The 26,027-nt window shown below is 45.4% G+C and carries 23 protein-coding genes; 6 read left to right on the top strand and 17 right to left on the bottom strand.

Features of this window, described 5'->3' with window-relative positions:
* Nucleotides 1–235: 235 nt before the first annotated feature.
* Nucleotides 236–1,291, top strand: coding sequence for an ankyrin repeat domain-containing protein (locus AB4111_RS28670; protein WP_442034593.1), 1,056 nt, complete (start codon nucleotides 236–238; stop codon nucleotides 1,289–1,291).
* A 405-nt stretch (nucleotides 1,292–1,696) separates the two neighbouring features.
* Here AB4111_RS28670 and AB4111_RS28675 read toward each other — a convergent pair whose 3' ends face one another.
* Entirely contained in the window at nucleotides 1,697–2,689 is a 993-nt protein-coding gene (locus AB4111_RS28675) for a tRNA dihydrouridine synthase (RefSeq protein WP_442034595.1), read from the bottom strand.
* A 374-nt stretch (nucleotides 2,690–3,063) separates the two neighbouring features.
* Between AB4111_RS28675 and AB4111_RS28680 the strand changes: the two genes are divergently transcribed.
* Entirely contained in the window at nucleotides 3,064–3,270 is a 207-nt protein-coding gene (locus tag AB4111_RS28680) for a DUF2536 family protein (RefSeq protein ID WP_442034597.1), read from the top strand.
* A 101-nt stretch (nucleotides 3,271–3,371) separates the two neighbouring features.
* Nucleotides 3,372–4,253 carry a GNAT family N-acetyltransferase gene (locus AB4111_RS28685; protein ID WP_442034599.1) on the top strand — a complete coding sequence of 294 codons (882 nt, stop codon included), beginning with the start codon at nucleotides 3,372–3,374 and terminating at the stop codon, nucleotides 4,251–4,253.
* Nucleotides 4,254–4,656: 403 nt separating this feature from the next.
* Here AB4111_RS28685 and AB4111_RS28690 read toward each other — a convergent pair whose 3' ends face one another.
* Complete coding sequence (locus AB4111_RS28690; RefSeq protein WP_442034601.1) at nucleotides 4,657–6,621, bottom strand: ABC1 kinase family protein; 1,965 nt, start codon at nucleotides 6,619–6,621, stop codon at nucleotides 4,657–4,659.
* 305 nt (nucleotides 6,622–6,926) lie between these two features.
* Between AB4111_RS28690 and AB4111_RS28695 the strand changes: the two genes are divergently transcribed.
* Nucleotides 6,927–8,798 carry a leucine-rich repeat domain-containing protein gene (locus AB4111_RS28695; protein WP_442034603.1) on the top strand — a complete coding sequence of 624 codons (1,872 nt, stop codon included), beginning with the start codon at nucleotides 6,927–6,929 and terminating at the stop codon, nucleotides 8,796–8,798.
* Between the two features lie 271 nt (nucleotides 8,799–9,069).
* On the opposite strand, the gene AB4111_RS28700 is transcribed toward AB4111_RS28695, so the two are convergent.
* Together AB4111_RS28700 and cysD are read right to left on the bottom strand one after the other, a co-directional pair.
* The gene (locus AB4111_RS28700; RefSeq protein ID WP_442034605.1) at nucleotides 9,070–10,743 is read right to left on the bottom strand and encodes a GTP-binding protein; all 1,674 of its coding nucleotides are present in this window, start codon (nucleotides 10,741–10,743) and stop codon (nucleotides 9,070–9,072) included.
* A 1-nt stretch (nucleotide 10,744) separates the two neighbouring features.
* A complete protein-coding gene (cysD, locus tag AB4111_RS28705; RefSeq protein ID WP_253430176.1) occupies nucleotides 10,745–11,644 on the bottom strand; it encodes a sulfate adenylyltransferase subunit CysD in 900 nt (299 codons plus the stop codon).
* A gap of 212 nt (nucleotides 11,645–11,856) precedes the next feature.
* Between cysD and AB4111_RS28710 the strand changes: the two genes are divergently transcribed.
* Entirely contained in the window at nucleotides 11,857–12,000 is a 144-nt protein-coding gene (locus AB4111_RS28710) for a leucine-rich repeat domain-containing protein (protein ID WP_442034607.1), read from the top strand.
* 129 nt (nucleotides 12,001–12,129) lie between these two features.
* Here the strand turns inward: AB4111_RS28710 and AB4111_RS28715 are convergent, their stop codons facing one another.
* Complete coding sequence (locus AB4111_RS28715; protein WP_289391141.1) at nucleotides 12,130–12,711, bottom strand: TetR/AcrR family transcriptional regulator; 582 nt, start codon at nucleotides 12,709–12,711, stop codon at nucleotides 12,130–12,132.
* 148 nt (nucleotides 12,712–12,859) lie between these two features.
* On the opposite strand from AB4111_RS28715, the gene AB4111_RS28720 reads away from it, so the two are divergent.
* On the top strand, nucleotides 12,860–13,798 hold the full coding sequence (locus AB4111_RS28720) for a ketopantoate reductase family protein (protein WP_442034610.1): 939 nt from the start codon (nucleotides 12,860–12,862) through the stop codon (nucleotides 13,796–13,798).
* Nucleotides 13,799–14,171: 373 nt separating this feature from the next.
* Here the strand turns inward: AB4111_RS28720 and AB4111_RS28725 are convergent, their stop codons facing one another.
* From AB4111_RS28725 to AB4111_RS28780, 12 genes are all read right to left on the bottom strand, one after another.
* Nucleotides 14,172–15,206 (bottom strand): hypothetical protein, encoded by a 1,035-nt coding sequence (locus AB4111_RS28725; RefSeq protein ID WP_442034612.1) that lies wholly within the window; start codon nucleotides 15,204–15,206, stop codon nucleotides 14,172–14,174.
* A 208-nt stretch (nucleotides 15,207–15,414) separates the two neighbouring features.
* Nucleotides 15,415–16,368 (bottom strand): methyltransferase domain-containing protein, encoded by a 954-nt coding sequence (locus AB4111_RS28730; protein ID WP_442034614.1) that lies wholly within the window; start codon nucleotides 16,366–16,368, stop codon nucleotides 15,415–15,417.
* Between the two features lie 2 nt (nucleotides 16,369–16,370).
* The gene (locus AB4111_RS28735) at nucleotides 16,371–17,222 is read right to left on the bottom strand and encodes an FkbM family methyltransferase (protein ID WP_442034616.1); all 852 of its coding nucleotides are present in this window, start codon (nucleotides 17,220–17,222) and stop codon (nucleotides 16,371–16,373) included.
* 40 nt (nucleotides 17,223–17,262) lie between these two features.
* Nucleotides 17,263–18,075, bottom strand: coding sequence for an ABC transporter permease (locus AB4111_RS28740; RefSeq protein WP_442034618.1), 813 nt, complete (start codon nucleotides 18,073–18,075; stop codon nucleotides 17,263–17,265).
* A gap of 4 nt (nucleotides 18,076–18,079) precedes the next feature.
* Complete coding sequence (locus tag AB4111_RS28745) at nucleotides 18,080–18,889, bottom strand: ABC transporter permease (RefSeq protein ID WP_339258826.1); 810 nt, start codon at nucleotides 18,887–18,889, stop codon at nucleotides 18,080–18,082.
* Nucleotides 18,867–19,871, bottom strand: coding sequence for an ABC transporter ATP-binding protein (locus tag AB4111_RS28750; RefSeq protein ID WP_442034620.1), 1,005 nt, complete (start codon nucleotides 19,869–19,871; stop codon nucleotides 18,867–18,869). The genes AB4111_RS28745 and AB4111_RS28750 overlap by 23 nt, the downstream gene beginning before the upstream one ends.
* A 32-nt stretch (nucleotides 19,872–19,903) precedes the next feature.
* Nucleotides 19,904–21,082, bottom strand: a complete 1,179-nt coding sequence (locus AB4111_RS28755) for a radical SAM protein (protein ID WP_442034622.1) — start codon at nucleotides 21,080–21,082, stop codon at nucleotides 19,904–19,906.
* A 43-nt stretch (nucleotides 21,083–21,125) separates the two neighbouring features.
* On the bottom strand, nucleotides 21,126–22,220 hold the full coding sequence (locus tag AB4111_RS28760) for an SPASM domain-containing protein (RefSeq protein WP_442034624.1): 1,095 nt from the start codon (nucleotides 22,218–22,220) through the stop codon (nucleotides 21,126–21,128).
* 27 nt (nucleotides 22,221–22,247) lie between these two features.
* A complete protein-coding gene (locus AB4111_RS28765) occupies nucleotides 22,248–23,363 on the bottom strand; it encodes a UDP-glucuronosyltransferase (protein WP_442034626.1) in 1,116 nt (371 codons plus the stop codon).
* A 44-nt stretch (nucleotides 23,364–23,407) separates the two neighbouring features.
* A complete protein-coding gene (locus tag AB4111_RS28770; protein ID WP_442034628.1) occupies nucleotides 23,408–24,763 on the bottom strand; it encodes a hypothetical protein in 1,356 nt (451 codons plus the stop codon).
* Nucleotides 24,760–25,011 (bottom strand): acyl carrier protein, encoded by a 252-nt coding sequence (locus AB4111_RS28775; RefSeq protein WP_442034630.1) that lies wholly within the window; start codon nucleotides 25,009–25,011, stop codon nucleotides 24,760–24,762. Before AB4111_RS28775 ends, AB4111_RS28770 begins: the two co-directional genes overlap by 4 nt.
* 13 nt (nucleotides 25,012–25,024) lie before the next feature.
* Nucleotides 25,025–25,972, bottom strand: a complete 948-nt coding sequence (locus AB4111_RS28780; RefSeq protein WP_442034632.1) for an NAD-dependent epimerase/dehydratase family protein — start codon at nucleotides 25,970–25,972, stop codon at nucleotides 25,025–25,027.
* Between the last annotated feature and the right edge of the window lie 55 nt (nucleotides 25,973–26,027).

Genomic DNA, 26,027 nt, shown 5'->3' on the forward strand with positions numbered 1-26,027 from the left:
ATCAACCCTATGGAAACTCATCTAAAATTATAACATAGCCAAACAAAGCAAGGTCCCCTATTCGATTTGAAAACAGGTTCAATTCCTCTGTTTGTCGTATCCGCTAATTAAATCCAGTAATTGGTCTTATATTCTCCCATATGATAAACTTGCAGAAATTATCTACTTTCTATCCATCTATCATTGCCTATCATTAAGAAAATACGATGTCATTCACAAGGAGAGGTTTTTTTTAATGACTAAGAAGAAAACAACATTACCTGCTCATATGGAAAAACTCGTTAAAGATAATGATATCGCTACCGTAAAAGAGGTTTTCGAACAATGCGAATGGGATGCCCGTGGGGGCTATAGCAAAGGTACGGCTCTCAGCTTTCGGCATATTTCGGATGAATTGGTTCGCTGGCTGGTAGAGCAAGGGGCAGATATTAATGCACGTGACAAATATCAACGCACGCCTCTACATGCCCATGCCTCACACTGGTCTGGAAATGTACCCCTGTTCCTTGAATTAGGTGCGGATCTGGATGCTGTGGACTACCAAAATGAAACACCGTTACATGCAGCGGTCAGTGGTTATAGAACCAAAGTAGTTCAAGAGTTGGTAAACCAAGGCGCTACGATTAACGTAGAAAATAAACAGGGAAATACGCCATTAGCCAAGGGCTTAGTCAATTGCCAGAATAGCGATATAGTTAATCTGGCAGAGATTGCCGCAATTCTGCTGGATGCCGGAGCATCGCTCACCCCGGATATGAAAGAATCGGTGAAACGGATCGGTAAGGATTTTGAATTCGTCCGTGAAAAGTTCAATAAGGACAAGGTGGATGAAGTCTCAAGCGCGCTGATTAAACTGTACCAGTTATTTGATGTTGAGCCGATAGCGAATCGGATCATGCACGATGGAACTGGACCCATTCAGGTAAAGGCAGCCACCTGGCCCAAGCAGCACCAAGAGCTCTGGGAATATCTCATTCCGGCCCGTGGACATGCGCAAACGGTGCAGGGAGAGGTTATTCGCATCACAGGGCGCGTGTCTCATGAAGTATTGGATAATGGCGGAGGAAACTGGGATGCGGAGTATCGCAAGATGCTGGATGCACTGATTCGTCACTTGGGCACAGGTGAGCCACTCGCCCCGGCACTTCTCCAAGAGGCAGCAGACTTGGTCAGCAGACTTCGCAATGGATACGATTTTGATGCGCCCGCGAGATTATCCGAGTTGGCGGTATTATGGGTATTAGCGAATCCTCAGCCGATCGCCATGGCCCAACCGGAGTACACGCGTTAATGTTCCAAGGATAGACGACTTAAAGTTTCAAATCCCGTTGGTTCACCAGATTGTAAATGAAGTTTTTACGACTAAAGTGTTACAACACAAATTGAATACAAGAACAGCTAAAAAAGAAGCGGAGTTGTTCCCGCTTCTTTTTTAGCTGTTCTTTTCTTATAATCGTCATTACATCATAACTACTAATCTTTCCTGACTATGTGCGAGTAATACTCGGCATGACTTGAGAGCCTACCGCGGATGAAGTTGCTAATATATCGGGATACCCTCATTATTTTCAACTTCGGAAGCACTTCTACATAACGTAACTCTTCAATCTCTGTTAGTTTGTTTACCAGAGTATAACGCTTGCCCACACCAAAACTAACTTTACGCATCGTCCGTTCTTTCTCCGAACTCGGAAACTTAAATCCCACGTTCCTCCGCCTCATCTTGATCCTTATTTCCAAATTCATGAAGCAACGTACGAACTTCACTTGTCGACTTGGCGTTCATTAAGCTATTTCTGAGCTCACTTGCTCCTCGAAATCCTCGGACATAGACTTTAAAGAAACGGGCAAGCGCGCTGAACGAACGTTGCACCTGTCCTGAATATTGATCATGAAGATCCAAATGCAGCCGCAACAGATCAAGCAATTCCTCACTGCTGTGTTCCTTCGGCTCCTTCTCAAACGCAAACGGATTTTGGAAAATACCGCGTCCAATCATAATGCCGTCCACACCATATTGCTCCACAAGTTTGAGGCCTGTCTCACGGTCCGGGATATCCCCGTTAATGGTCAGCAGTGTATTCGGCGCGATCTCATCCCGCAGTTTTTTGATCTCCGGAATCAGTTCCCAGTGAGCGTCTACCTTGCTCATTTCTTCTCTCGTCCGCAGGTGAATCGACAGATTCACGATGTCTTGCTGCAAAATATGAGTTAACCAGTCGCGCCATTCGTCGACTTCCGTAAATCCGAGACGCGTTTTTACACTGACCGGCAGGCCCCCGGCTTTCGCTGCCTGAATAATCTCCGCCGCAAGGGCTGGCCGGCAGATCAAGCCGCTTCCTTTTCCATTCTCCGCAACATTCGCTACAGGGCATCCCATATTAATATCGATACCTTTAAAGCCTTCCTTCGCCATACCGATACTCATCTCACGAAAGAATTCCGGTTTATCTCCCCAGATATGAGCCACAATCGGCTGTTCATCTGCTGTAAATGTCAAACGCCCACGCACACTCTTGTGCCCCTCCGGGTGACAATAACTCTCCGTGTTCGCAAATTCCGTAAAAAATACATCTGGTCGCCCTGCTTCACTCACAACATGACGAAACACAACATCCGTCACATCCTCCATTGGTGCCAGTATAAAAAATGGTCGTGGTAACTCACGCCAAAAATTGTCTTTCGTCATCTCTAAAACTCCTCTATACATTCCAGGACAGTCTTAATCCTCATTAATAGTAAAACCCGTTACTCATGAATCTGCTTGCCTATCAACTATATTAGCATTAACAGTTTTGCAATTCACATTATTGTGTCCTTGCTTCTTCACTTATACCATGCAAATGTAACTTTGTTCAAACATCAGTATCTGTTATTGCTTCCATTAGATCTTCAGATTATTGAAAGTTCGATGATTTCCGAATAACTCTTTCCCGATTTTATCACGTCTATATTTAATTTTCAGCATGCTTACGCTTGCCGAACTGGAAAAGCTCCTCTAAAATGAAGCTCGGCAGGCATTTTAACCTGCAGATCGACATTCGGAGGAGGCATAACTTAAATATGGAAATTTCACTGGATATAATGAAAGATAAAGTCGAATGCTTGCAAGCTTATGACTTTCATGAACTGGCGAGAGCGATTGAAGAACGAATAGAAATCAATAAGGCATTAATGCTACGTGTGAAGCAAGTCCAACATCAAGTAACGTTTGATCCTATTCGCACAAAAATGTTATATAGTGCAGTCGTGCATTTTGCCGTAGATTGATGGACCAAGACTTTGAATACATGTACACCAGATTCCTGACTTAATTGCAGTTACGCCTGGTCATTTTAAGTAGTCACTATGGAGCATTAAGGGGGAATAGCATGCAAGATTTAATATTTATGAGGAATTACAAAACGAATGAAACACTTCGCAAGAGTTTTTTTGAGCTTGCTGCCAACACGTTTGAAATCAATTTTGAAAATTGGTATCAACAAGGGTACTGGGGCGAGGGTTACATCCCTTATTCATATGTCGATGGGGACCAGGTGATTGCCAACGTTTCCGTTAACATCCTTGAACTCATTATTCACGGAGAGAAGAAAAAGGCGATTCAAATCGGCACGGTGATGACCCATCCTGATTATCAGGGGAAAGGACTCTCTACACGTTTAATGAATATAGTCTTAGAGGAATACGAGAACAAATACGATTGCATGTACCTTTTTGCCAATGAATCGGTGCTTGATTTTTACCCTAAGTTTGGGTTTAAGCCGGTGGAAGAACATCTTTTTTCAATGAATTATACGGCAAAAGAATCACCGGAGCCTGCGAACATTCAGAAACTCGATGTTACTAGCTCGGAAGATTTACGTCTTATTCAAAAATTTGCATCGGAAAGATTGCCTGTTTCTCGGCATTTCGCTACCCATCATGCTCATGGAATACTCATGTTTTATTGCCTGAATGTTTTTAGTAATGATATTTATTACTTGGAAAACGAAAACGTCATTGTTATTTATCAGAAGGAAGACAATCATATTGATCTCTTTGACGTTATTAGCTTAAACGAAACGAATATGAAAGATATCTTGGATAAGATTGCAGATCAAGATACAGAGAGAGTAACATTCCACTTCACGCCAGATGCAGCAGATCATATTGTTCTCAAAAGTACAATCACCAATGAAGGCTTATTTGTAAGAATCCCTGGTGATCATCTCTACCCTGTGCATGTTAAACATCCGATTACTTCGATCGCTTAATGATTTATTTAATCATGCCTCGATTGGTTCGGGAGTTCCAGATGAACTCGGATTAACGCGCGGTCGTCAATCTCGGATTCGGGCATCAGTTTCAGTACAGTTTACGAGGTCGTCCCCCGGCCGCAACACGACTTCCTGTTTTGTTCACCAAGTAACATAATGTGAAAACCTCCGAGGTACTGCACAAGCGGAATGGAGCCTTCTGTAGGCTCCAATTGATTGACGGTTTCCTGCTAATGTTTTGCGATACGTGCCAGTGTACTCTGCATTCGACCATTCGTTTAAGACTTTAGCAGATAATTCGTCGATTCGATCTCGAATTATGGATACTGGCACAGTACGACCTGCTCTTAAAAAGTAAACGATTGTTTATCCATCCTGATCTGACTGATCTATCTATACACTACACCTTAGGCTTCAAATGTTTAATTACAGATACGCTCAAAATGGTCATCCCTACACCAAAGCCTGATATGGATAATGGACCAAGTAGAAATCGCATAACTTCGCTCTGTATTACAAAGCTTGCAAGCATAACAACCATACAGATCACCGTAAAAATTCCCACAGTTAACGTGCCTATAACATCATTCAATGAATGATTTTGCTCACGAGCAATCGTAATTTTATTTTCCTTCAGAATAGGTAGCTCCAATAATCTAGGAATGTAGTCCGTAATCTGGTCCTTGACCTTGTTTATGCGCTCCTTAACCATCTGCCCTTTATCCATATGGCTGGCGTAGGACTGACTTGCTGCAGATAAAGAGTAGGTATCATCTACAGATGACAACGTACCATCCAGCGTAATGATAGCTCTAAACGCACCAGCAATGGTCGGTTTTAAGGACATCCCCATATCCGTGATCAGGGTCATCATACGTTTCATCATGACACTTGTCGGATCTGGTGAGAAAGATGCTTCTGCTAACAAACGGTTAAGGCGTTGTTCAATCAGCTTTTGATCCAGTAAATCTCCTTCCTCACAGACTCGCGTTAAGCCATGCGCCATCTCTTTCGTATCTTTAGTGCTGTAACCCATCAGGAAGCTTAACATGCCGCCTCGCTCCTCATCCGTTAGATACCCCACTGAACCAAAGTCGATCAAAGCAACTTCTCCATCAGCAGTCAACATGAGGTTGCCAGGATGGGGGTCCGCATGAAAGATACCAATCATCAGAATTTGATCCAAAAATGCGTGCATCACCCTCACCGACACGTCGTTTGTCACCGCTTTTGTGAAGCTGGTTCCTTCGATATATTCCATGGTGAGCACCTGTTTCGTCGAGAACTCGGCGTAGATTTTAGGAACACGGATCTGAATATCATGTTCCTCGAAGGCTTTTCGCAACAGATTCGTATTTAAGGCCTCGATATCAAAATCGGTTTCTTCAAGCAAATTCTGTTTGAATCCTTCGGCCAACTGGATTAACCCAAGTCTCTTGATTTTGATAGAGCGTTCGGACAACCATGTGACAAACTGGATCAAAATATCCAAATCCACTGTCATCTTCTGCTTCACGTCAGGTCTTAGAATTTTAACAACAACCTTCTCGCCCGTTAACTTTAGCTTTGCCAGATGAACCTGTCCGATCGATGCCGCAGCAATGGGCTCCATCCCAAAGGATTCATAGGTTTCATCCATATTTCCGATTCTAGTGTTAATGATTGTTTTCAGCTCATCTTGGCTCAGCGGTTTAACCTGATCATGCAGACTGGAGAACGCTTGAATATAGTTGGCAGGCAGCATGTCCTTTTTAGTCGATAACACTTGAGCAAACTTAACAAACACGCCGCCCATGTTATCCAGAACCTCAGCAATCGCAAAGGGTAACTTGGCATGATCCTGCTGAATCAAATGAGCCAAACCTTTACGTGAAATAATCCAGAACAAACGCATCATCCGTCTGAAAGTACGAACCTTATTCCAGATATAGAGGAATGGATTGGCGGCTTGCAGCATTTTAAAATTGAACAGGCTAAGGAGCATGTAGATATAACACGCAATAAACACAACTAATAACGGATAGTACATAAACATAACTCTAAGAATCTCGGCATCCGGTGGAGCTGTGGTTTGATTGAAGTATGTAAACGAGAGCACCAGTGTTACTATGGACGTACTGAATAATATCGCCAAGATTAGCCTAAGCTGATTGCTTTTTAAAGTGCTGATATTTCCGATTATAAAATAAACCAAAAACGACGCCACTAAAATACCGCTTAGGTAAAATTGCTCCAGAGCCTGAAGCAGCGTACTCACTACCAGCGAACTGACTAAAGAGATTAGAACTTTATGTTTTCTGTTGAAGAACGAAGTCAGCAACATGAATACAGCGAAGCACACGAGCAATGTAATAAAAAAGAACATCTTACATCCCACCTGTTATGTAATGGTATCGTTTGATTTTCCTCTCCTCAATATAACATACTCAACCTCGCGTTCAATAAACATAAATAAACCGTCCCGGTAAAGGCTGCGGCTCGCTTGATGATGTCTAATGCCTCCCCCCAGCCATACTTACAAAAGAGCAAAAAGGAGCAGGATTTCCTTGCCCCTCCGCTATGTGAAACTTCTTTCTCTCATCAAACGTAAATTCACAAGGTATAATGAAGTCAGATCACCGTTCAGCATGATCTTATGAACATCATAATGAAATGAAGGAGAGGACATTCGTGGCGTTTATCCCGTTAAACTGTCCCAATTGCAATGGAAGAATTGAATACAAAGAGGGTGAGATTTTAAAGTGTCCTTATTGTGAAACAGAGCTTTTATTGAAGCAAAATAATGTCTATTACGTAGACCAGACCATTAATCATTACCACGGGACAGTTCCTGAGGCCACGCCGAAGCCGTCCGTCTCCATCCCCCTAAGGCTGTTATTGGTCCTGCTGCTTGTCATATCAGGCGCCATCGGTACATATTTTTATTATAGCAACAGCTCCACTTATTCAAAAACAGAAGCCAATCTGCCTGTGCGAAAGATGCCTGAAAGCGAGGTTCTGCTCTCCTTTTTGCGGGATATTTTCGATAAAGGGACTGCCCTTCCGACTGAGGAGGAACTGGCTCGTATTCGTTATTTAACTGTAGATTATTCGGATAATGACCAGTGGGAGTTTACATACAGCTTCTCCGACCCCTTCAGCGATGAAAAGGCCGAGAAAATCACTTATGTGACTCAGGACAAGAAACTGAATACCCAGGAGATCGATCAGCGGGATTTTGAAGCCTTTACGGGACTGACGGCATTGGACCTGACGAATACCTATGAAATCTCCCAGACGGATCAAACCACTTTGGCCCATATGTCCGGATTAAAAAGTTATGGAGGCGCTTTTAACGAATCCTTCAGCAAATTTTCGGGCTACTTTGGCGACAAGACTAAGATTACGGAGCTTTCCACTCAGCTTCGCAGCAATCAGGAATTGGCCATGCTGCTGGAGTTTCCTAATCTGAGCTCGTTATCCATTACCTATGTGGATGAATCCGTAACGGATTTCTTTCTGTTGAACAAGCTACCGCTTAAGTCCCTGTCGCTCACCTTTGTCGATGAACTGGGATGGTTGTCCTCCATGACCGGGCTGTCATCCTTATCCATACAGTACAGTGAAACCACAGACCTGCAGCCGCTGTACGCCTTAACCCAGCTTCAGGAGCTTCAGCTATCCTTTTTAACGAATGTAAAGTCCATCGACTTTGTACAAAATATGCCTGCTCTACAAACGCTTGATCTCGAAAACGTAAACTTCTCAAGCCTGGAGCCCTTGACCGGCAAAAACTCCATTACTACACTACGTCTGGCTTCTCTAAGTCAGCTTAGTTCGGTAAAGGCCATAAACAGTCTGCCCTCTCTGCGGGAATTAACGTTGTCCGGTTACTACGAGAAAGCAGAAGCGCTATCTTTACCTAAGGCAACGCGAGTAGAAATTCCAAGCGCTTTTCTCACTGGGCTAAAGGCCCCGGTTGCAACCAGTCTGACGCTCCGTGGCGGAAGCGGTGAATTGAACTTGGCTGCGCTGGGGAAATTCCCGAAACTGGAGCAACTCTCCCTCTGGGAGATCGATGAAATAACCCGTCTTGGCGCCGTGGACGGTTTGCCCAGCCTAGAGACCCTAAACATTTACGACTCGTCACTATATAAGGAGAGCGATGCTTTATTTCGTTTGAAGCAGATCAAATCTCTGATGTGCTCCGAGTGTAGGCTGAATTTCGAGCAAAAATCGGCCGCAGAGAACGGCGTGCTTGAACATTTGACCTTAGAGCAGCCATATTTCAGCATAAATAACAACTCTGTCAATGAAGTTGACCAAATGATGCCTTACTTTGCCAACATATCCGCTCTACGTTCCTTCACACTGCAAGACAGCAATTTGTCTTCTCTCGAATTTATGAGCAACTGGCAAGCCATAGAAGAGCTTCATCTCGAGAACAATGCCATTTCCAATATCGAGACCCTAAGCCAGCTGCCCGATCTACAAAAGGTATATCTATCCGGTAATTCCGTACAAAACAAGTCCGTTCTTGGTACGGATGTGCATGTCTATTAATTACCGCCTGGGATGTTGGCGAGTTTTAGACTAACATGGATGGTATTAAAACAAAGACAAAAAGGGGTTCCCCTTATGCAGTTCTTCCTGCATGGGGGAACCCTTTCGGTGTTTTAAGTCAAGTCAGAAGCCTTCAATATTCTTTGGACGATAGCTGCAACCTCAGCACGGGTGATGTTGGCATCCAGAGATCAGTCTCCCCATATAAAGGGATCTTGACGAAACAAACAAGCGGCTGCCTAATCGGCAACCGCTTTATCGGACATGCTTATTAAATGTCGTAGTTATTCGAAGGACTGTGATCGATAACGGATTGCACGACTCGTTTAACCGCGGATTTCGCGGCATCCTGGATGGACATTCCGCCGCTCTCGTCCGCGTTAACTTCGATAAACCCTTTGCCCCCGATGATCTCTCGAGCTGTCTCAAGTTCGCCCGCACTGATAGAATCATGGGATACCAGTGAGATCAGGCCGGCGTCGTTCAACACCTTTGCCATCTCCGCCGTTCCGCGGAGCGTTTCTCCACTGACGCTCTCAAGCAGCATCGTATGGTAACCGGATGACATTAGTCGCTTCTCCACTTCCTTGGCGAGAGCTACCGTATCCGAGCCAGCAAACCATACCGTGAGCGGAGATTGTCCTTTCTGCTGGGCGCGAACATCTCTCGTGATCCCCGTATCCAGCGTGGCAAATCGGCTTTCTCCCTTCAGAGCTTGATCGATGACTCCGCAAGCAGACGTCATGTTGGTGACACGATCAATGAGGATAAAACCTCCGATGCTCTTATTGTGTTCAAAGGAATCGAAGACGATCTGATCCGACAGCGTGAATTCACACTTGGCCAATTCGTTCTTAACAATTTGATCGGCCGGAACGGTATGGCCCGTGTTAATGTCAATTTTATGGGTAATCGCCGTTACAGTGCCTGGAAGAGTCTTCGTTCCGACCTTTACCCAATAATGCTTGCCCGGAGTCAGGACGGAATCGTCCATCCATAGGATTGTAGAAGCGAAGCTGTCAGCTTCTTGGACTTGATTGTCCATCGTGAGCACGCAACCCCGCGAGACATCAACTTCGCGGTCCAGTTGTATCGTAACTGGTTGGCCAGCATAAGCCGAATCCTGAGCTTGGTCCGTCACCAAAATCCGCTTAACCTTGGCTTTCTCCCGACTTGGCAGAGTCATGAGTTCGTCTCCGACCGAAATCTTTCCAGCCTCGATCTGGCCCTGGAACCCACGGAACGTATGGTCCGGTCTGCTTACACGCTGAACTGGCATCATGAAAGGCTTCGTATCATCGGTAGTATGAACATCTATACTTTCCAAATACGGCAATAATGCTACCCCCTCGTACCAGGGTGCATTCGGCGACTGGGTTGTAATGTTGTCCCCTTCCGTAGCGGACACGGGAATGACCTGAATGCTCTTGATTTGGAATTCGGCCGTCGTTTGGATGAACTCTTGCTTGATTGCCTCGAACGTCCTCTGATCGAAGCCGACCAGATCCATCTTGTTCACAGCCAATACGAGATGCTTGATCCCCATCAGGGCGCAGATCCGGGCATGGCGTTTGGTCTGGGTAATGATGCCTTTGGTAGCGTCCACCAGAATGATGGCTAGATCGGCAAAGGAAGCGCCTACAGCCATGTTGCGCGTATACTCTTCGTGTCCCGGTGTGTCCGCCACGATGAAGGAACGATGAGACGTCGTAAAATAACGATATGCCACATCAATGGTAATCCCCTGTTCGCGTTCGGCCAGCAAACCATCCAGGAGCAGCGAGTAGTCGATTTTGCCGCCTCGGCTTCCCAATCGACTATCGAGCTCAAGCGCGCGTTCTTGATCGGCAAACAGCAGCTTGGCCTCATAGAGCATATGTCCGATCAGCGTGGACTTGCCATCATCCACACTTCCACAGGTAATGAATTTAAGTAGACTCTTCATGTTAGAAATAGCCCTCCCGTTTGCGTCGTTCCATGCTTCCCGCCGCTTCTTGATCAATAACCCGACTGGTCCGTTCGGAAGATAACGCACCCAATGTCTCCTCAATGATCTCATCCAGCGTAACAGCATCGGACTCGACTCCGCCCGTGAGCGGGTAACAACCCAACGTGCGGAAGCGAATCTTCTTCATCTCTACCTTCTCGCCAGGCTCAAGCTTTATCCGCTCGTCATCCACCATGATGATATGCCCGTCACGATTAACGATCGGTCTTACGTCGGCGGAGTAAAGCGGAACGATATCGATGTTCTCCCGACGAATGTATTGCCAGATATCCTTCTCAGTCCAGTTGGACAGCGGAAAGACTCGAATGCTCTCTCCCTTGTTGATTCGCGTGTTGAACAGCTTCCACATCTCCGGACGTTGGTTCTTAGGGTCCCACGAGTGATTCTTGTTCCGGAACGAGAAAATCCGCTCCTTCGCACGCGACTTCTCCTCATCACGTCTTCCGCCACCGAACGCAACCGTGAATCCGTATTTGTCCAATCCCTGCTTCAGGGCTGTGGTTTTCATAATGTCGGTATATGCGGAACCATGGTCGAAGGGGTTAATTCCTTGTTGAATAGCCTCTTCATTTGAGTGCACGATCATCTCGATACCAAATTCCTTCGCCTTTCGGTCGCGGAACTCAATCATTTCCTTGAATTTCCAGGTTGTATCGATATGCATGAATGGGAACGGCGGCTTCTCGGGATAGAAAGCCTTTAGGGCCAAGTGCAACATGACCGAGCTGTCCTTGCCGACGGAATACAACATGACCGGTTTCTCGCACTCCGCTGCTACTTCTCTGATAATGTATATCGCTTCAGCCTCAAGTTGATCCAGATGTGTTAATTCTTGCATGGCAAGGCGGCCTCCTTTTTAATCCTCACTAAAACCATCGTATTTATAAACTTATCCTATCAGATTCCATCTTTATTGCAAAGTGGAAAAAAGTAAAATTTATGATGTCTATGATTGAATCGACAATATTCAGCATTGAGTAGCGGTTCCTCCTATAATAAAATCGCCTGAACGAATGATTTGTGCTGAGCTGCAAATGGAATCGGAGGGACATGGAACTTGAGCTTCATCTCGAGAACAATGCCATTTCCAATATCGAAACCCTAAGCCAGCTGCCTGATTTGCAAAAGGTATATCTATCCGGTAATTCTGTACAAAACAAATCCGTGGTTGGTGCGGGTGTGCACGTATATTAATTACCGCCTGGGATGATGGGGATTTTTAGACTACCATGGATGGTATTAAAACAAAGACAAAAAAGGGGTTCGAGAATATATAAATTCTCGAGCCCCTTATGTTTATGTTTCGCTTTCTAACCATCATCGCTACACTCCAGAGCGTTGCGGATTGACCGTGCCAAAGATATGATACGGTGTTATCCCCTTTGAGAATAGACTATCGATCAGCTTGATTAATTCCTCCGACGATAGATCTTTGTCTCTGTGTATCCAAAGACGAAACATAGATATTAATGTTGATATGTAAAACTCAATGATGTATGGTGCCAAGACATCATCTGTTGAAAAATCCATAATCAATCGCTCAAAGGGAATTTCTCTTTTCAAGCGTTCCACAAAATGAACAGAACCATAGTCGCCCAATACAGCTTTAAGAACTGAAATTTCCTCTGCATTTTCCAAGCATTGAAGTGCATCTTGGATAGTATGTGTAGAAAACTCTCTTCCTGCCATTTCCTCCTTGATCGATTTCAACATACGCTCTTCAACGCAGTCCAACAACTCATAGATATCTGTAAAGTATTGATAAAATGTACTCCGGTTATATCCTGATTGGTTAGCAATCTCTTGAATGGATATCTTTTCGATTGGTTTTCGGCAATATAAATCACAGAATACATTTATAAATGTCTGCCTTGTTTTTTCCGTAATTTCAGGTTGCTTTTTCATTGTTAACCTCCATTTTCTGTTGAATTGATTATACGACAGATATTAAAAATCTGATGGTTGATGACCAAATAGTGAATCTATACAATAACATTATACAACACGTTGTTGGATCATCAACAAAGAGGAATATGGATATTAGGAGGCTAAGATGAGAATTTTATTTTTCGGTAGAGGTGTAATATCGACCCAATACGCTTGGGCTTTAGAGAAGGCAGGGCATACCGTTGAGTTTTACGTTAGAAAAGGGAGGAAAGAAACGTTCGGCAGTCATATAGCGCTTGAAATGTGGGACGCACGAAGAGGAAAACAGTTCATCCAAGAAAGCTGGAAAATCAAGCTGCATGAGGAGATAAGCCCAAATTATGATCTCATTATTGCGAGTGTCAACACGGAGCAACTTCCCGAAGCAGCAAGAATACTTTCGACTACTGCTGGTAACACCCCGATCCTAATATTCAATAATATTTGGCAGGATTTAAAATCATCAATCTTGCCCCTGTCTATGAACAATGTTGTCTTTGGGTTCCCAGGAGCAGGAGGCGGCATTGAGGACAATAAGCTTAAGGGCGGCTTTTTAAAAACGATATTTCTGGAAAAACCACGGGTAGGCACGGAACAGATAAACAACAAGGTCAAAGAACTATTTGAAAGCGCCAATTTTAAAATCAATTGGATCAAGGATATGCAAAGCTGGCTATGGAATCATTTTGCCATGAATGCGGCGATGGAGACCGAGGTGTTAAAACGGGGAAGTTTCCCAGCAGTCTTGAATTATAGTGACTCATTCGCAAATGTCGGTAAGAGTATGCGGGAAATGACCCCTGTACTTAAAGCAAGAGGCGCAAAGATGGACGCGATTACTCTATTGTTGACTAAGATTCCACCAGCACTTCTCGGCACGCTGTTTAACAAAGTTATTTTTGCAAAGGGCAGCTTACCACGACTTTTCATTGAATACAACAATAGTAAAGCGGGTTTTGCGGTACTTGAAGTTGTGAGAGAAGCCCAAAAGTTAGGTATACCTTTGCCACGTCTTACCTCGGCATTAGAAAACACTGAACAACACCAAGCTATTGAAAACGGATAAACTGGAAAACTGGATATTGTTCAGACCAAGATCAACTCTACTAATGATTTATATAAACCATCATCCGACGAACGGAAGACTCATTGTACCAAGTGTGGCACAGCCGCCTTTATCAAAGCTTTCACTGAGCCAAAGCGTTTTCCTGTAAAGGGACATACGGAAAGGTTTACCTGTATGTGCGCTATGTCTCCGCCCTTCGGGTACAACACACGTAAGAACGACTCACCATTGAGGGGCTGTATAAGGACTGATAGAAGCAGAGCCACCCATGAAGGGCGGCTCTTTTATTATAACTTACAGGGCTTGTAAGGGTTTTAGTCTTTCCTGACCAGCCTGTTGATGCGGCTCATTTCTAGCAATATTAGATGTGATTTTACCTGAAAGCCTTTAACATTAAAAATAATTGATTATTAAAATGTACTTCATTCGTATATATTTTTGTAAATAAACCAATGCACTTGTCTATGATTTCCCCAGTGAACTTTTGGGACATGATGGCTTTATTCGAATAGATCCTTACTGTCTTCCAGTCATGAATAATTTGGTCCAATAACGGGTCAAGCGTATGTTTTGCATGGATATGATCAATGTTGTACTTATAGAGAGTATTTAACCTATATTTCTCAGAACATTTTCTATAAATAGTACTGCTCAGTGTTTCTATAATCGTTTCATTTTTTATAATGAGCTCGTAATTTTCTGCGAGCAACAGTATATTATTCAAACTTTCCGTTATTTCATTTTGATACCTGCACATATTTTCTACGAATGTATTGATGGTTGTGTGTGCCGAATTCTTATTGTTCAAGATCTCATGATTACCGGGGGGCACTAGCGCATATTCCCAAAAGTAGTCTGGCATCTTTACGTGTTCCGAAGTCATGCATGACCATTTAAATTCTGAAAATGGCAGAGAATATTGTCTGTATTCTGTAATATCATCAACCGTATATATTTCCTCGTTCGTAAGATTGAAGCCATAGACAAAAACAGGGTGCAGTCCATGTTTTTGGTTATAGTAAAAGTCTCTCCCGCGTTGATAAAATAAATCAATAAATATGGAAATCGGATGACCACTAGAAATAGAGTTTTTGATCTCATCTTGTAACGTATCTAGTGTAGGGGATTTTTTACGAATAGAAATCCCCATATCCTCAAGGATCTGATCCCCCTCCTCAAGATCCAACACCTCTAACTTGAAATATCCTCTTGTTTGTATTTTTTGTTTATCAAATCTATAAATAGTAATGACATTATTCAAAATCGGCAACTCATCTTTTTTAAAATATCTGGCAAGCGTTAACAACAAATTGTAGTCGCAATTAAAATAAGGAAAATTATGATGAGGAAACATTTTTGTCATGCCGTCGAAGGGCTGAAAGGTGTCCAGGGAAATAATTTCTTCCATAAAATATTTCTCCTATACTAGGACGTGTCTCGAAACCTACTGAAGTGCATCTTTTACCGCCTTTTCGCCCCCTGCTACGTCAATTTCCCTTGACGTGCCCCGGCACGCCTGCGGAAAACTTCCTGGCTTGGAACGAAAATTCAGCAAAATCTGCCGCCTTCAGAGTTTTCAGACACGCCCAAAAATTATTGTTGATATTACGGCTATATTACCTCTTAACAAGGTTCATCATACGGTATTGCCGCGTTCCAGCCTTCATCTCTTCATATTTCTTCGAGCCGGGCAATGCGATGAATTCATTGATATCTCCAATATTCGTGCTCGCTTTGGCGTTGCTCGCAATCCCTTGTATGCCAGTACGCTGCTTCGCACTCTCATCACATGATAGAAGAACATTCGAAGTCACATCCTGATTGCGGATTACAGACAGGCCTGCTTCCTCTAACAGCCTGACGTTATGCGCTACCTGATCTCCCAGCATCAGCTCCGTATACAGAAATACCCCGCCAACTCTCAGTATCCGGTACACCTCTTCATAGAATCGTGATCGGTTCGGATAGGCATGTGCGGATTCTATATTTAACACCACATCGAAGCTCTCGTCTGCAAACGGTATATACTCCGCATCGCCGACGAGATACAAAGATTCACCCCCTCGGGATTTGGCATTGCAATAGGCAATATTCGCCGGGCAGATGTCGAGACCGACAATAGACAGCGGCTTGAAATATTTAGACAGAGCTGCTATGTTCCCTCCCCTGCCGCATCCGATGTCGATCACCTGTCGCTCCCGAATCGCCGTCTTGCCCACTGTCTCAAGCAACAGCTTGACTGAGTTTCTATTCCATGCATCGCCCGGTTCAATCACCGCATGTTGCTCATTCCCGTGCGGGACGTAACCATAATTTAAGAAGGTGGCGAATCGGCCTATACCGGTCAGCGCAAGGGAGTCCGAAATCTCGCTATAATCCCGAATTTCAGACTCTTTCCGGTTCCATTCAAAAGGGTGGACAAACTGCTCACGCCGGTCGAGCATCGATACATAATGATTGTCAATCGTATATACCGCATCGCAGCTGCAGCATTGCAGCACTGCCTCCGACTGCTCCAGCTCGCCCTTGCAGCTGGAGCATACCAACCTTGCATGCAGATGCTGTAACATGACTATCGCCCAGCCGACGCATGCATTTGATTCAACGCGTACACATTATAGTAATTTGGGATATTCAAATCTTCGTAATAATCGATCACGGCATAGAAGCCGTTGGTTTGGAAGATGTTCTCGAGCCTGCTGATCTGCTCTCCGTCCAGTCCGTGTACCTCCATTACAATTTGCCTGATTTTGCCCCAATCTTCCGGCTCTATGCCATCCAGCACCTCGAACTCACTTTTTTCCACATCGATTTTGAGCAGATCAATTTGGTTCAGACCGTAAAAGCGGATCATTTCAGAGATCGTAGTTAGCTGGCAACGATAGATTTGTTCATTCAGAAGCTTCGGCGACATAAGATGATCGACAAAGCGGTTTAGCATTCGCGGGTCAGCGAAATTATCTTCGTAATGGTTGATTAACCCGTATCGGAGATCTTGATCGTGGTTCTCCCTGTATTTGATCTGGACAGAGTCCGTGGACATCGTAGGAAAATAGGCAAACTCCGCTTCCTTGATCTCATTGGAAAGCCCGACATTAACCGTCGTTACGCGAGGCAGCGAACTCGTATTCATCTTCAAGAGATTAAAAGTCGGCGGCAGTGGCTCAAAAGCATATACCCTGCAGTCGCTCTTGCTGCTGACATATAGGCTGAACATGCCGATATTAGCCCCAACGTCCATGACCGTGCCATGATCCGGGAGTGTAATACCGTGCTTGAAATACATCTCCTTGTGGAAAATCTCGTTGTAGAGGAACTCGGTCTCGCCTTCGTTGTTTTGATAGATTTCGATCCCGTTGTACAGCCGTTTCTTTTCGATAGCCTTTGTCTGCAACGGATGGCTCTCATTCTCCGTCCTGCTCATTCGATTCACCTTCTCAACAATTTGTTTTTTGGGCATTTCTCTAACTGCTGGCGCTTTCATAGCGTTTGACGGCCAGCTTCCAGAACAGCCTGACCACTATAAGCGATATAACGGGAGCTACAAAAATCCATATCCCAAGGAACAAGTCCAATCGATCAATCAAATAAACCGACGGCATGTTGGTGATGAACAAGATCGGCACAACATACAGCCCTATTCTCCGCAGCCATTTGGGGTATATGTACATCGGCATATTGTTTAAATCCCAACATTTGTCGAGTATTTCGAAGATCGAACCGGACTTCACCGTCCAGAAGGCAAGAATTTGCGGAAGTAGAAGCACCGAATAGGTCACGATCGTGCTACTCAAGATCACGCCGATATATCCGGCCACGTTGATCAAGCTTGGCTCGATGTCAAGACGCCGCCAAGCCAGTACGATCATCGTGATCCCGGCGATTAGGTTCGGGATCGGAAACGCGAAGTTAACGTGCCGGAATGAGATCATGAACTGCAGCGAAAGCGGCTTCGTCATATACAAGTCCAGTGTCCCGTTGCGGATATGGCCGGCGAATCTATAAAAGTTATCCATAAACAGTCCTGTATAGATCGCGATCATAATCGTATAGGTCCCGGTGAAGATCATCATCTGGTCAGGAGAAATGCCATTGATTTCAATCCCAAGCTGGAAAACGAACAAGATATAGATCAGCTTGGAAAACAGAAATACAGTCTCCATGATCAAACCGGAGTAGAAATTCGCTTTGTATTCCATGTAACCGACCAAGCTGTTCTTTGCGAAAATAAAGAACATACGTACATGCTTCCGAAACTCCGTCAAGCTGATACTCACAGATCTAACCTCCAACGGCTACATATTTCCTCATCCCGGAATCCCACGACAACTTCGAAATTATCATAAGCGCAATTACCCAGACCACCTGTAAGAGAAGCCCGCGCACGATTTCATGAATCGCCATGCTCCCATTGATGATGTTAACCGGGAAGAATACGACATATTGAAACGGTAAGTAGCTGGAGATTCTGGCAAACGTATCTCCGAAAATATTAAGTGGAAAGATGGCACCACTGAGCAGATAGACGCCTTGGTTGAACGCGATATAAACGCCCCAAACCTCGGTAATGATGAACGCGAGAGCACTAATCGAATAAAAAAGCAGGAAGTTGATGAGCAGTCCGAACAGAATGCTGACCAGGAACATAACGATCTGCACCCCTCTAAGCTGAAACCCCCAAATCTGAGTAAAAACGATCATCAGTATGACGAATAAGACAAGGACGACCCCGATCTGAACCGTTTTCCCACCGAAAAAATTGCATATCCGATAGCTGAAATAATGAATGGGCTGAGCGATAAATTTGCTCAGTCCACCCGTCTTGATATCATTCGCGATTTCCCCTTCGAAGCCAGCAGAAACCAGCTTGGAGACAACGCCAGACAACACGGAATAAATGATGATCTGTGAATACGTATAGCCGTTAATAATCTCTTGCGGCGAACTGCGAAACACGGCCGTCCAGAGGAAGCATTGGACGAGAATGATGAAGCCGCCGCTGATAATACTCATAAAGAAATCGGTCCGATACTCCATCGCATTCTGAAGCGCAAGAATGTACGTCCTTTTATACTTCTGCAAGGCTTTCATGTTTGACCCCATCTTTCTGATACAAGCTTTCGATGCCTCGCTCGACAGGTATATCTTCCACTGTGAAATCGAGGATCGGGAACCGGTCCAGCATCATCTTGGAAAGCCGCTGAAGGTCATGCTTATCGATCTCCATGACGGCATTCATGCCGTCATGTTCCATAATAGCGCCATAGTCGCTTAGCGCTTGCCTCGGCACTTCGTCCGTAAATTGTAGCTTGATGATCTTTTTTGCATGAAACAGTTCGTTCACACGCCGAAGATCGCCATCGTATACGATCTTCCCTTGATTGATGATGATCGTTCGTTTGCATAAATCCTCAATATCCGCCATGTAGTGGCTTGTCAGAATGACCGTTGCTTTCGTCTGCTGGTTATAATACTTCAGGAACTCCCGAATGCGCTTCTGCGAAATCAGATCGAGTCCGATTGTAGGCTCATCCAGGAAAATCACCTTAGGCCGGTGGATGAGCGACGCAATTAGCTCCATCTTCATCCGTTCCCCCAGCGAAAGCCTGCGCACCTGAATATTGAGCAGATCTTTAACGCCAAGCATCTCCGTAAGCTCATCCAGGACAAGGTTGTAGGGCTTATCCTCGACCTCATAAATGCATTTGTTCAGGTACAACGATTCGTTCGCCGGTAAATCCCACCACAACTGCGATTTCTGCCCCATCACGATCGAGAACTGCATCTTGAATTCTTTTTTTCGCTCCCAAGGGACATAGCCTAATACCGTCGCTTGCCCGCTTGTCGGATACAAGATGCCGGATAGCATCTTAAGCGTAGTCGTTTTGCCGGAACCGTTCGGGCCTAAGAACCCGACCATCTCGCCTTGCTCAATTACAAGTGATATTTCGCTAACCGCTTCTTTGATCAGTGATTTTCGCTTCACTAAATTTTTCAGCGATTTTTTGAACCCCAATTCTTTTTCGTAGTAATTGAAGCTTTTGGATAAGCGTTCCACTTGGATAATGCTCACTGGTTCACCTCATTTATGCTCATGTAGAATAGTTAAACACCGTGCAAATGCAAGACACTGCACTTGGAACATGCCGGTGTCAGTCGTTCATCCATCATTTCCCTTATCCTTCTGTAGGTCATGCCGTGCCATAATTCCTGTACGGACGCTTCATTTAAATTGCCGATCTCGAACTCCTTGAAAAATTTGCACGCAACAATCGTTCCATCGGGCGTAATGTCCATCCGGTTCGAGAGAGCCAGGCACTTCTTGTTCATCGTGCCTTTACTCTTCACCTCGTTGCCGAGCACGAAATCTTCGATCTGGTCATAATCCAGATTCGGCTGGTAGCGTAAACGCATTTTCCAGACCCGATTATTCACCCGGTCCAACTCGCTCATCAAAGCAGGGATACGCTCCGGATTGAGCTTGTAGTTAAAGGCGTGCCAGCTTCGTTCGCCCTTGTGCTCGCTCGCCGGAAGGAAGTCGAACTTCTGGTCAAAGTAATCGTCCATTCCCTGCGTGCATTCGTCCGAGATGTACCACGGGAAGCAAACCATGACCATATCTACACCGACGCCCTCCAGAAAGTCCAGCAGATCGTAAAGCTTGTCGGTCATAGCATCGTTAACGACGGTATGGATCGTAATTTTGCCCCTGAATCGGTTTTCCTTGCGCAGCTCGACTAGCATCCGAATAGCATCTATCGCCTTGTTGAATACCCCTTTGCCGCGAAGCGCATCATTCTCTTCTTCGAATCCATCAAGTGCAATGAGCAGCTCCAGGTTGTCGGAGATTCTCAGCAAGGCGTCCAGCTTTCGCTCGATCAACATCGCATTCGTGCAGATCGTCGTCTCGCGAGGATGGGCTTTAAGCAAATCGGCCAAACGGTCGAAATGGCTATATACGAGCGGCTCGCCGCCCCAGATATAGAGTCTCGACTTGGCTGGTTCCGTCTCGAGGATCAGCTTCTCCAGCAGCCCGTAGTCGAGCTGTTCCCGCTGCTGCTCCGGTGTCATAAAGTGATGATAGCCGGTGTCGTTCCATTGATAGCAATGCTTGCAGCGCAAGTTGCATTGGTTCGTCAGTTTAATCCCGACCGACTCTGGCAACGGTGTCGCGTAACCCGCGATTTTCTCCATGTTCCGCTTGGTTTCCACCGTATTCTTGATAGTACGTTTCAATATTTGCAAATCCTTTGGGGAACGTTTAATCTCTGATTTCGGATTCATATCAACACCACCCTTCTTAAACCTATTAGGTCATTCACATGAATCAATAGATATAATACCTTGAACAAGCTGTACAAATCGGAAGCATATTTTTTTTCATATACGCGCGATAATCTTTGTACTTGTCACTACTCCAGATATCCAGCAAACTCTCTTCGTTCACGTTGCCAAAGGTCAGATCATAGAAGGCATGGCAGGGCGAAACGTCGCCCCTTGCCGTAATCTCCGCATAAACCCACGGAAGGGAGCAGCGATTTCGTTTATCAGCCATCTGATGGAATTGCCCCGAGAAATAGTTGCTCAAATTTTGTTCATCTATCGTCTTCGGATAGGTGATCACATCGATGCGGTTTTTCAAGCAATACGCTTTAACATTATTGAGCTGTCTCGTCAATTCCGGAATATCGATCTGGCTGAACGAACTGGTGTCACGCCACACCATCCCCTTGGCATAAGGAGCTTCATGCACGTCGAATTTGTCACTAAGAACCTCCACATATTGGGCATACTGCTCATCCGTTGCATAGAGCTGCACTTCCATGCTGATATGGTCCAACATTGACAAGTCGATATGCTTAAAGAAAAATTCCTCAACGTACATATAGTTCAAGGGCGTAATAATAAAGGATACACCCATTTTCGGAAATTGCTTGCCCTTGCTTTCCCGAAGCTCATAAAGCTTCTCGATCCCCTTGATTACTTTCTTGAATACGCCTTTGCCTCTCTGCTTATCGTTGATTTCCTCAGGGCCGTCGAGTGACATCCAGATCTTATTTGGAGCAGTCTCGACAAGCATCTCGGCATGCTGCTCAAGCAATGTGCCGTTCGTGGGGAAGTCCGCTTTACTTCCATAGTGATTGATCATGGCGAGAATGTCGCTCAGCCAAGGGTACATCAGCGGCTCGCCGCCGAAGAAATCGTAATACGGCTTGCCCGGGCTGCACTCGACGATGATCTTTTTAATGAGATCCGGATCCAGATGCGCTAACGTTTTTTTGCTTTTGTAAGGCCCTTCGAGTCCCCACTCATAGCACATCTTGCAGCGTAAATTACACTCCTCCAACAGCTGCATGACGATCCATCTCGGATAGCTTGTCTTTGTCTTATCTTGGACGACACTCAATTTGTTTACGCTCATTGCATAACCCCCTCTGCCATTGAAATCTTACCCCTTCGTTAACGCGACTCTCGCACAATAATGATCCACATAATTCGTCCGTTCTCCGGGTCTGTTCATGATCGCTTGATGCATCTCCTTAAGGACCTCTACGGAAAAATCCATCTCCCGCCACTTCTCGTAGCGTATTCCAAACCCCAATGACTCCCACAATTCCAAATTGCTAAGCTCGTGACTTCCGAACGGCTCCAGCAAAATAAGAGGGGTACCGGATGCAAGCGAGTCGATTAATGTGCCCGCTCCCGGCTTGGCCACGATAGCCATCGCCTCCGAAGCGATATCGAATAACCAATGATGATCAACCTCAGCGGCGTATGACTTCGTGTCTTCTCCCGTTATTTCGATGTATGGCGGAAACTCGTGCAGGCCGTTCGCACTCTTCACCCATGCACACCATTCCGGATCATTCATCCAATATCGGTGATCGGGATCGGGCTTCGCTTCCTTCCAATCGTAAGCTACGATATCAAGCCCATAGTTATGGCCGGCAAGCTCTGGAATTGTACTTTGATAAGTGCCCATCCCCCAGCCCCCGCCATGAACAACAAGCCGTCGCTTCCTTGAGTCGAAGGGCATTGGCGTACGATGAAGAACCGGGATTTCGCATCGAATCTCCATCTTGTCGGTGTCATAGAGACAAGCATTGTAATAATACTCGTCATAGTGAGGATGAAACTTCTTCAAGCTCTTCCAGGACGGGGCCAGATCTGAATCGACGTAGAGCAGGTCTACATGAATTTGATTCGGCAGCATCTTCTCCCTATACAAATCCAGAATATAGATCCAGTGTCCGGATAACGATATGAATTCGTACCGGTCTTCCGCTTTCCACGCCTCCAGCAATAGCTCGACCTGGGCATAATCAATGCTGCCCCGGATATCCATCGGCATTCGGGCCGATAAATTGGCAAGTGCGAAATTATTGTGGTAAGCCTTTCTGCTGTCTACAATATGATCCATCTTGTCTTGCTCCAAATAGCTTTCGAACACGAGCACTTCCGTCGCGATATCCCTTTTCTCGAAATCACTTGCAGCTAACAGGCCGGGAATATAGAAACCCAGACCGAAACCCGAGCATAGAATCGTCACTTTCCGCTCACCCATAAAATTTCTTCCTCCATTCATGGCTTCAAGCGCTTCGGACTGCATCAGCGGGCGATCTTGAAGGATAACGACGACAGCACCTCCTTAACCTTAGCGGTCAATCGTTCGTTACCCCATTCCCCCTGGATCAACGAATAATATAATCTGCCCTTCACCTGCTTATTCCGGATCCCCTTGCACTCGCTGACGACTTTGTTAATAAGGAGCGTATTCGCGCTTAACGGTAAAATACCGAATCCTCGATCAGGCTTATATAGAACACCCTCGCGGTCCAGCGATTCTAGCAATTGATCGAATGATACATCGCTTGCAAACTGTAAAGTCGCATGCGTCATGCTCCCGGCCGTGTCGTGCTTCTTCAGGTAGCGGTCAACGTAATGCTTGATCAGACTCATCGATCTTCTTGCATTCACCTCAACAATCGGAACGATGCGGCCGTCTGTCAACAGCATAGAATCGACGCATACGTCGCCGTGATAACCCGACCGGTAAAGCTCGTGAGCCGCCCGTTTCATTACATCAAAATACTTCGCTTCCTGCAGCATATGAAGCAACCTATCGTCTGCTGTATAGGAGCCTTGGTAAGCGAAATTGTGATTGACCAACTGCTGCACTGAGATATGTCGGTAAGTACCGTCCGGATCGATGTGGAATTGGCAAGAAAAATCCAATTCCTTGCGGAGGAACGGCTCAATAATAAACCGAACCGTTTTTCCCTTGCTACACTGATCGGCGACATAGGATGTGACTCGCTGCAAAATCGCTTCCGACTCGATCAGCAAATTGCCTTTCCCGGATACCCCAAACTCATCTTTGATCAGGAAGGGTCCCTGATTCAGCAAAGTCAACCCGCTTGCCAGCAGCTCTTCGGGAGAATAGACCGTCTGGCTGTCACACTGAAGATCAAGACGACGGTTCAATTCGGTTGAATACAGCTTCGAATTGACAGTCTGAACCGTTTCGATAGCTGGAAAATCCTGTTCCAGCCCGTAACGCGCTGCAGTACGATCCGCCCCCGGAATGACGGCAAAGGGCGACAACCGGGCGCCATCCAGCAAATGATCCATGTCAGCCATTCGATCGACTGATGTGAGCAGGTCGAATATATTGGCGGTTCTGCCTACGCTTCCTACATCAGGACTCTCGAGATCGGTTGAATTGGAAAGAAATTCAAATCCGATCTCATGCAAATACTCTTTATGACAATCGTTCATTCGATAGCGAGTAATGAGCCTATCCTGCGCCTCGCAAAATGGGAAGAGCAGCTCATCCATGGCCATCACGATATTCTCCATTTCAGGATCATGAAACGAGGGCAGTTTGGCTAGATTAGGGTCGCGCCAGAAGCGTTCCGCGTCAAATGTCCCGATAATGAGCTCGAACTTTCGTCTATCGTTCATACAGGCGCTGTTTTCTGCAGCTCCGAGATATAATTGCAGAAGGTCGTTACCGACTCCATAAGATTGAAGTCGAATTGTTCAAAATCGATTTCAATACCGAAACGCTCTTCCACATTTAATACAAAAGTAATTAGCTGTAAAGAGTCCAATCCCCCGTCTTCCATGATGTTGGAATGCTCGTTCAAACTGCTTGCCAGTTGGGCGTCTTCCTTGATTTCGCTTATCATCTCTATGATTTGTTCTTGCATAAGTACCTCCCGTTTAATGGATATATTGACCCTGGTAATAATGGATCGTTCTAGCGAGTGCATCATGCAAACTGATCGCCGGTTCCCAGTCCATAATCGTCCTTGAAATGGTAATATCCGGCTTCCTTCTCCTTGGATCATCTTCCGGCAGCGGGAGAAACTCTAACTGCGCGTTGGACATCATTAGCTCCTTCAATATTTGGGCGACTTCAAGTATGGTGACTTCCTCCGGATTCCCCAAATTGACTGGCTGCTCATACGTGGTGCTCATCAGTCTCACAATCCCTTCCAGCAAATCGTCGATATACTGAAAGCTTCTCGTCTGTCTGCCGTCGCCATAAATCGTAAGGTTTTGCTTGGACATGATTTCATTAATGAAATTGGTAATGACGCGTCCGTCATGTAAATCCATCTTCGGGCCGAATGTATTGAAGATCCGAATGACCCTTACCGGTATACCGTATTTCCTGTTCATCCAGTAGGTGATCGCCTCTGCATACCGCTTCCCTTCGTTGTAGCAGCTTCTTGCTCCAACCGAATTCACGTTGCCATAGTAGCTCTCCGGCTGAGGGTGAACAGTTGGGTTACCGTAGATCTCGCTTGTTGAAGCCAAGAAGAAAGCAGCCTGCTTTTCTTTGGCCAGATACAGCAGATGCATCGTCCCTTCGCTGTTGACCCTCATCGTTTCGATCGGATAGGACAAATATTTGGGCGGACTGGCAGGACTTGCAAAATGCATCACCCAATCGACAGGGCCTTCAATTGCGAGCGGATAAATGACGTTATGCTCGATAAACTTGAAATTTGGCGACCGTAAGAGATTGTCTATGTTGGCAGTAGACCCGGTCAGAAAATTATCGACGCCGATAACGGTATGGCCTTCCCGCAGCAGCCTCTCGGCAAGGTTGGAACCGATGAAGCCTGCGACTCCTGTTAATACAATGAATATTATGATCCCCACCCTTGCTTAAGGTTTGTGAAACCACTATTAATTCAATCGAACAGGTATAATTCTA

Source organism: Paenibacillus sp. 2KB_22, assembly GCF_052115745.1.
Taxonomy (GTDB): Bacteria; Bacillota; Bacilli; order Paenibacillales; family Paenibacillaceae; genus Paenibacillus.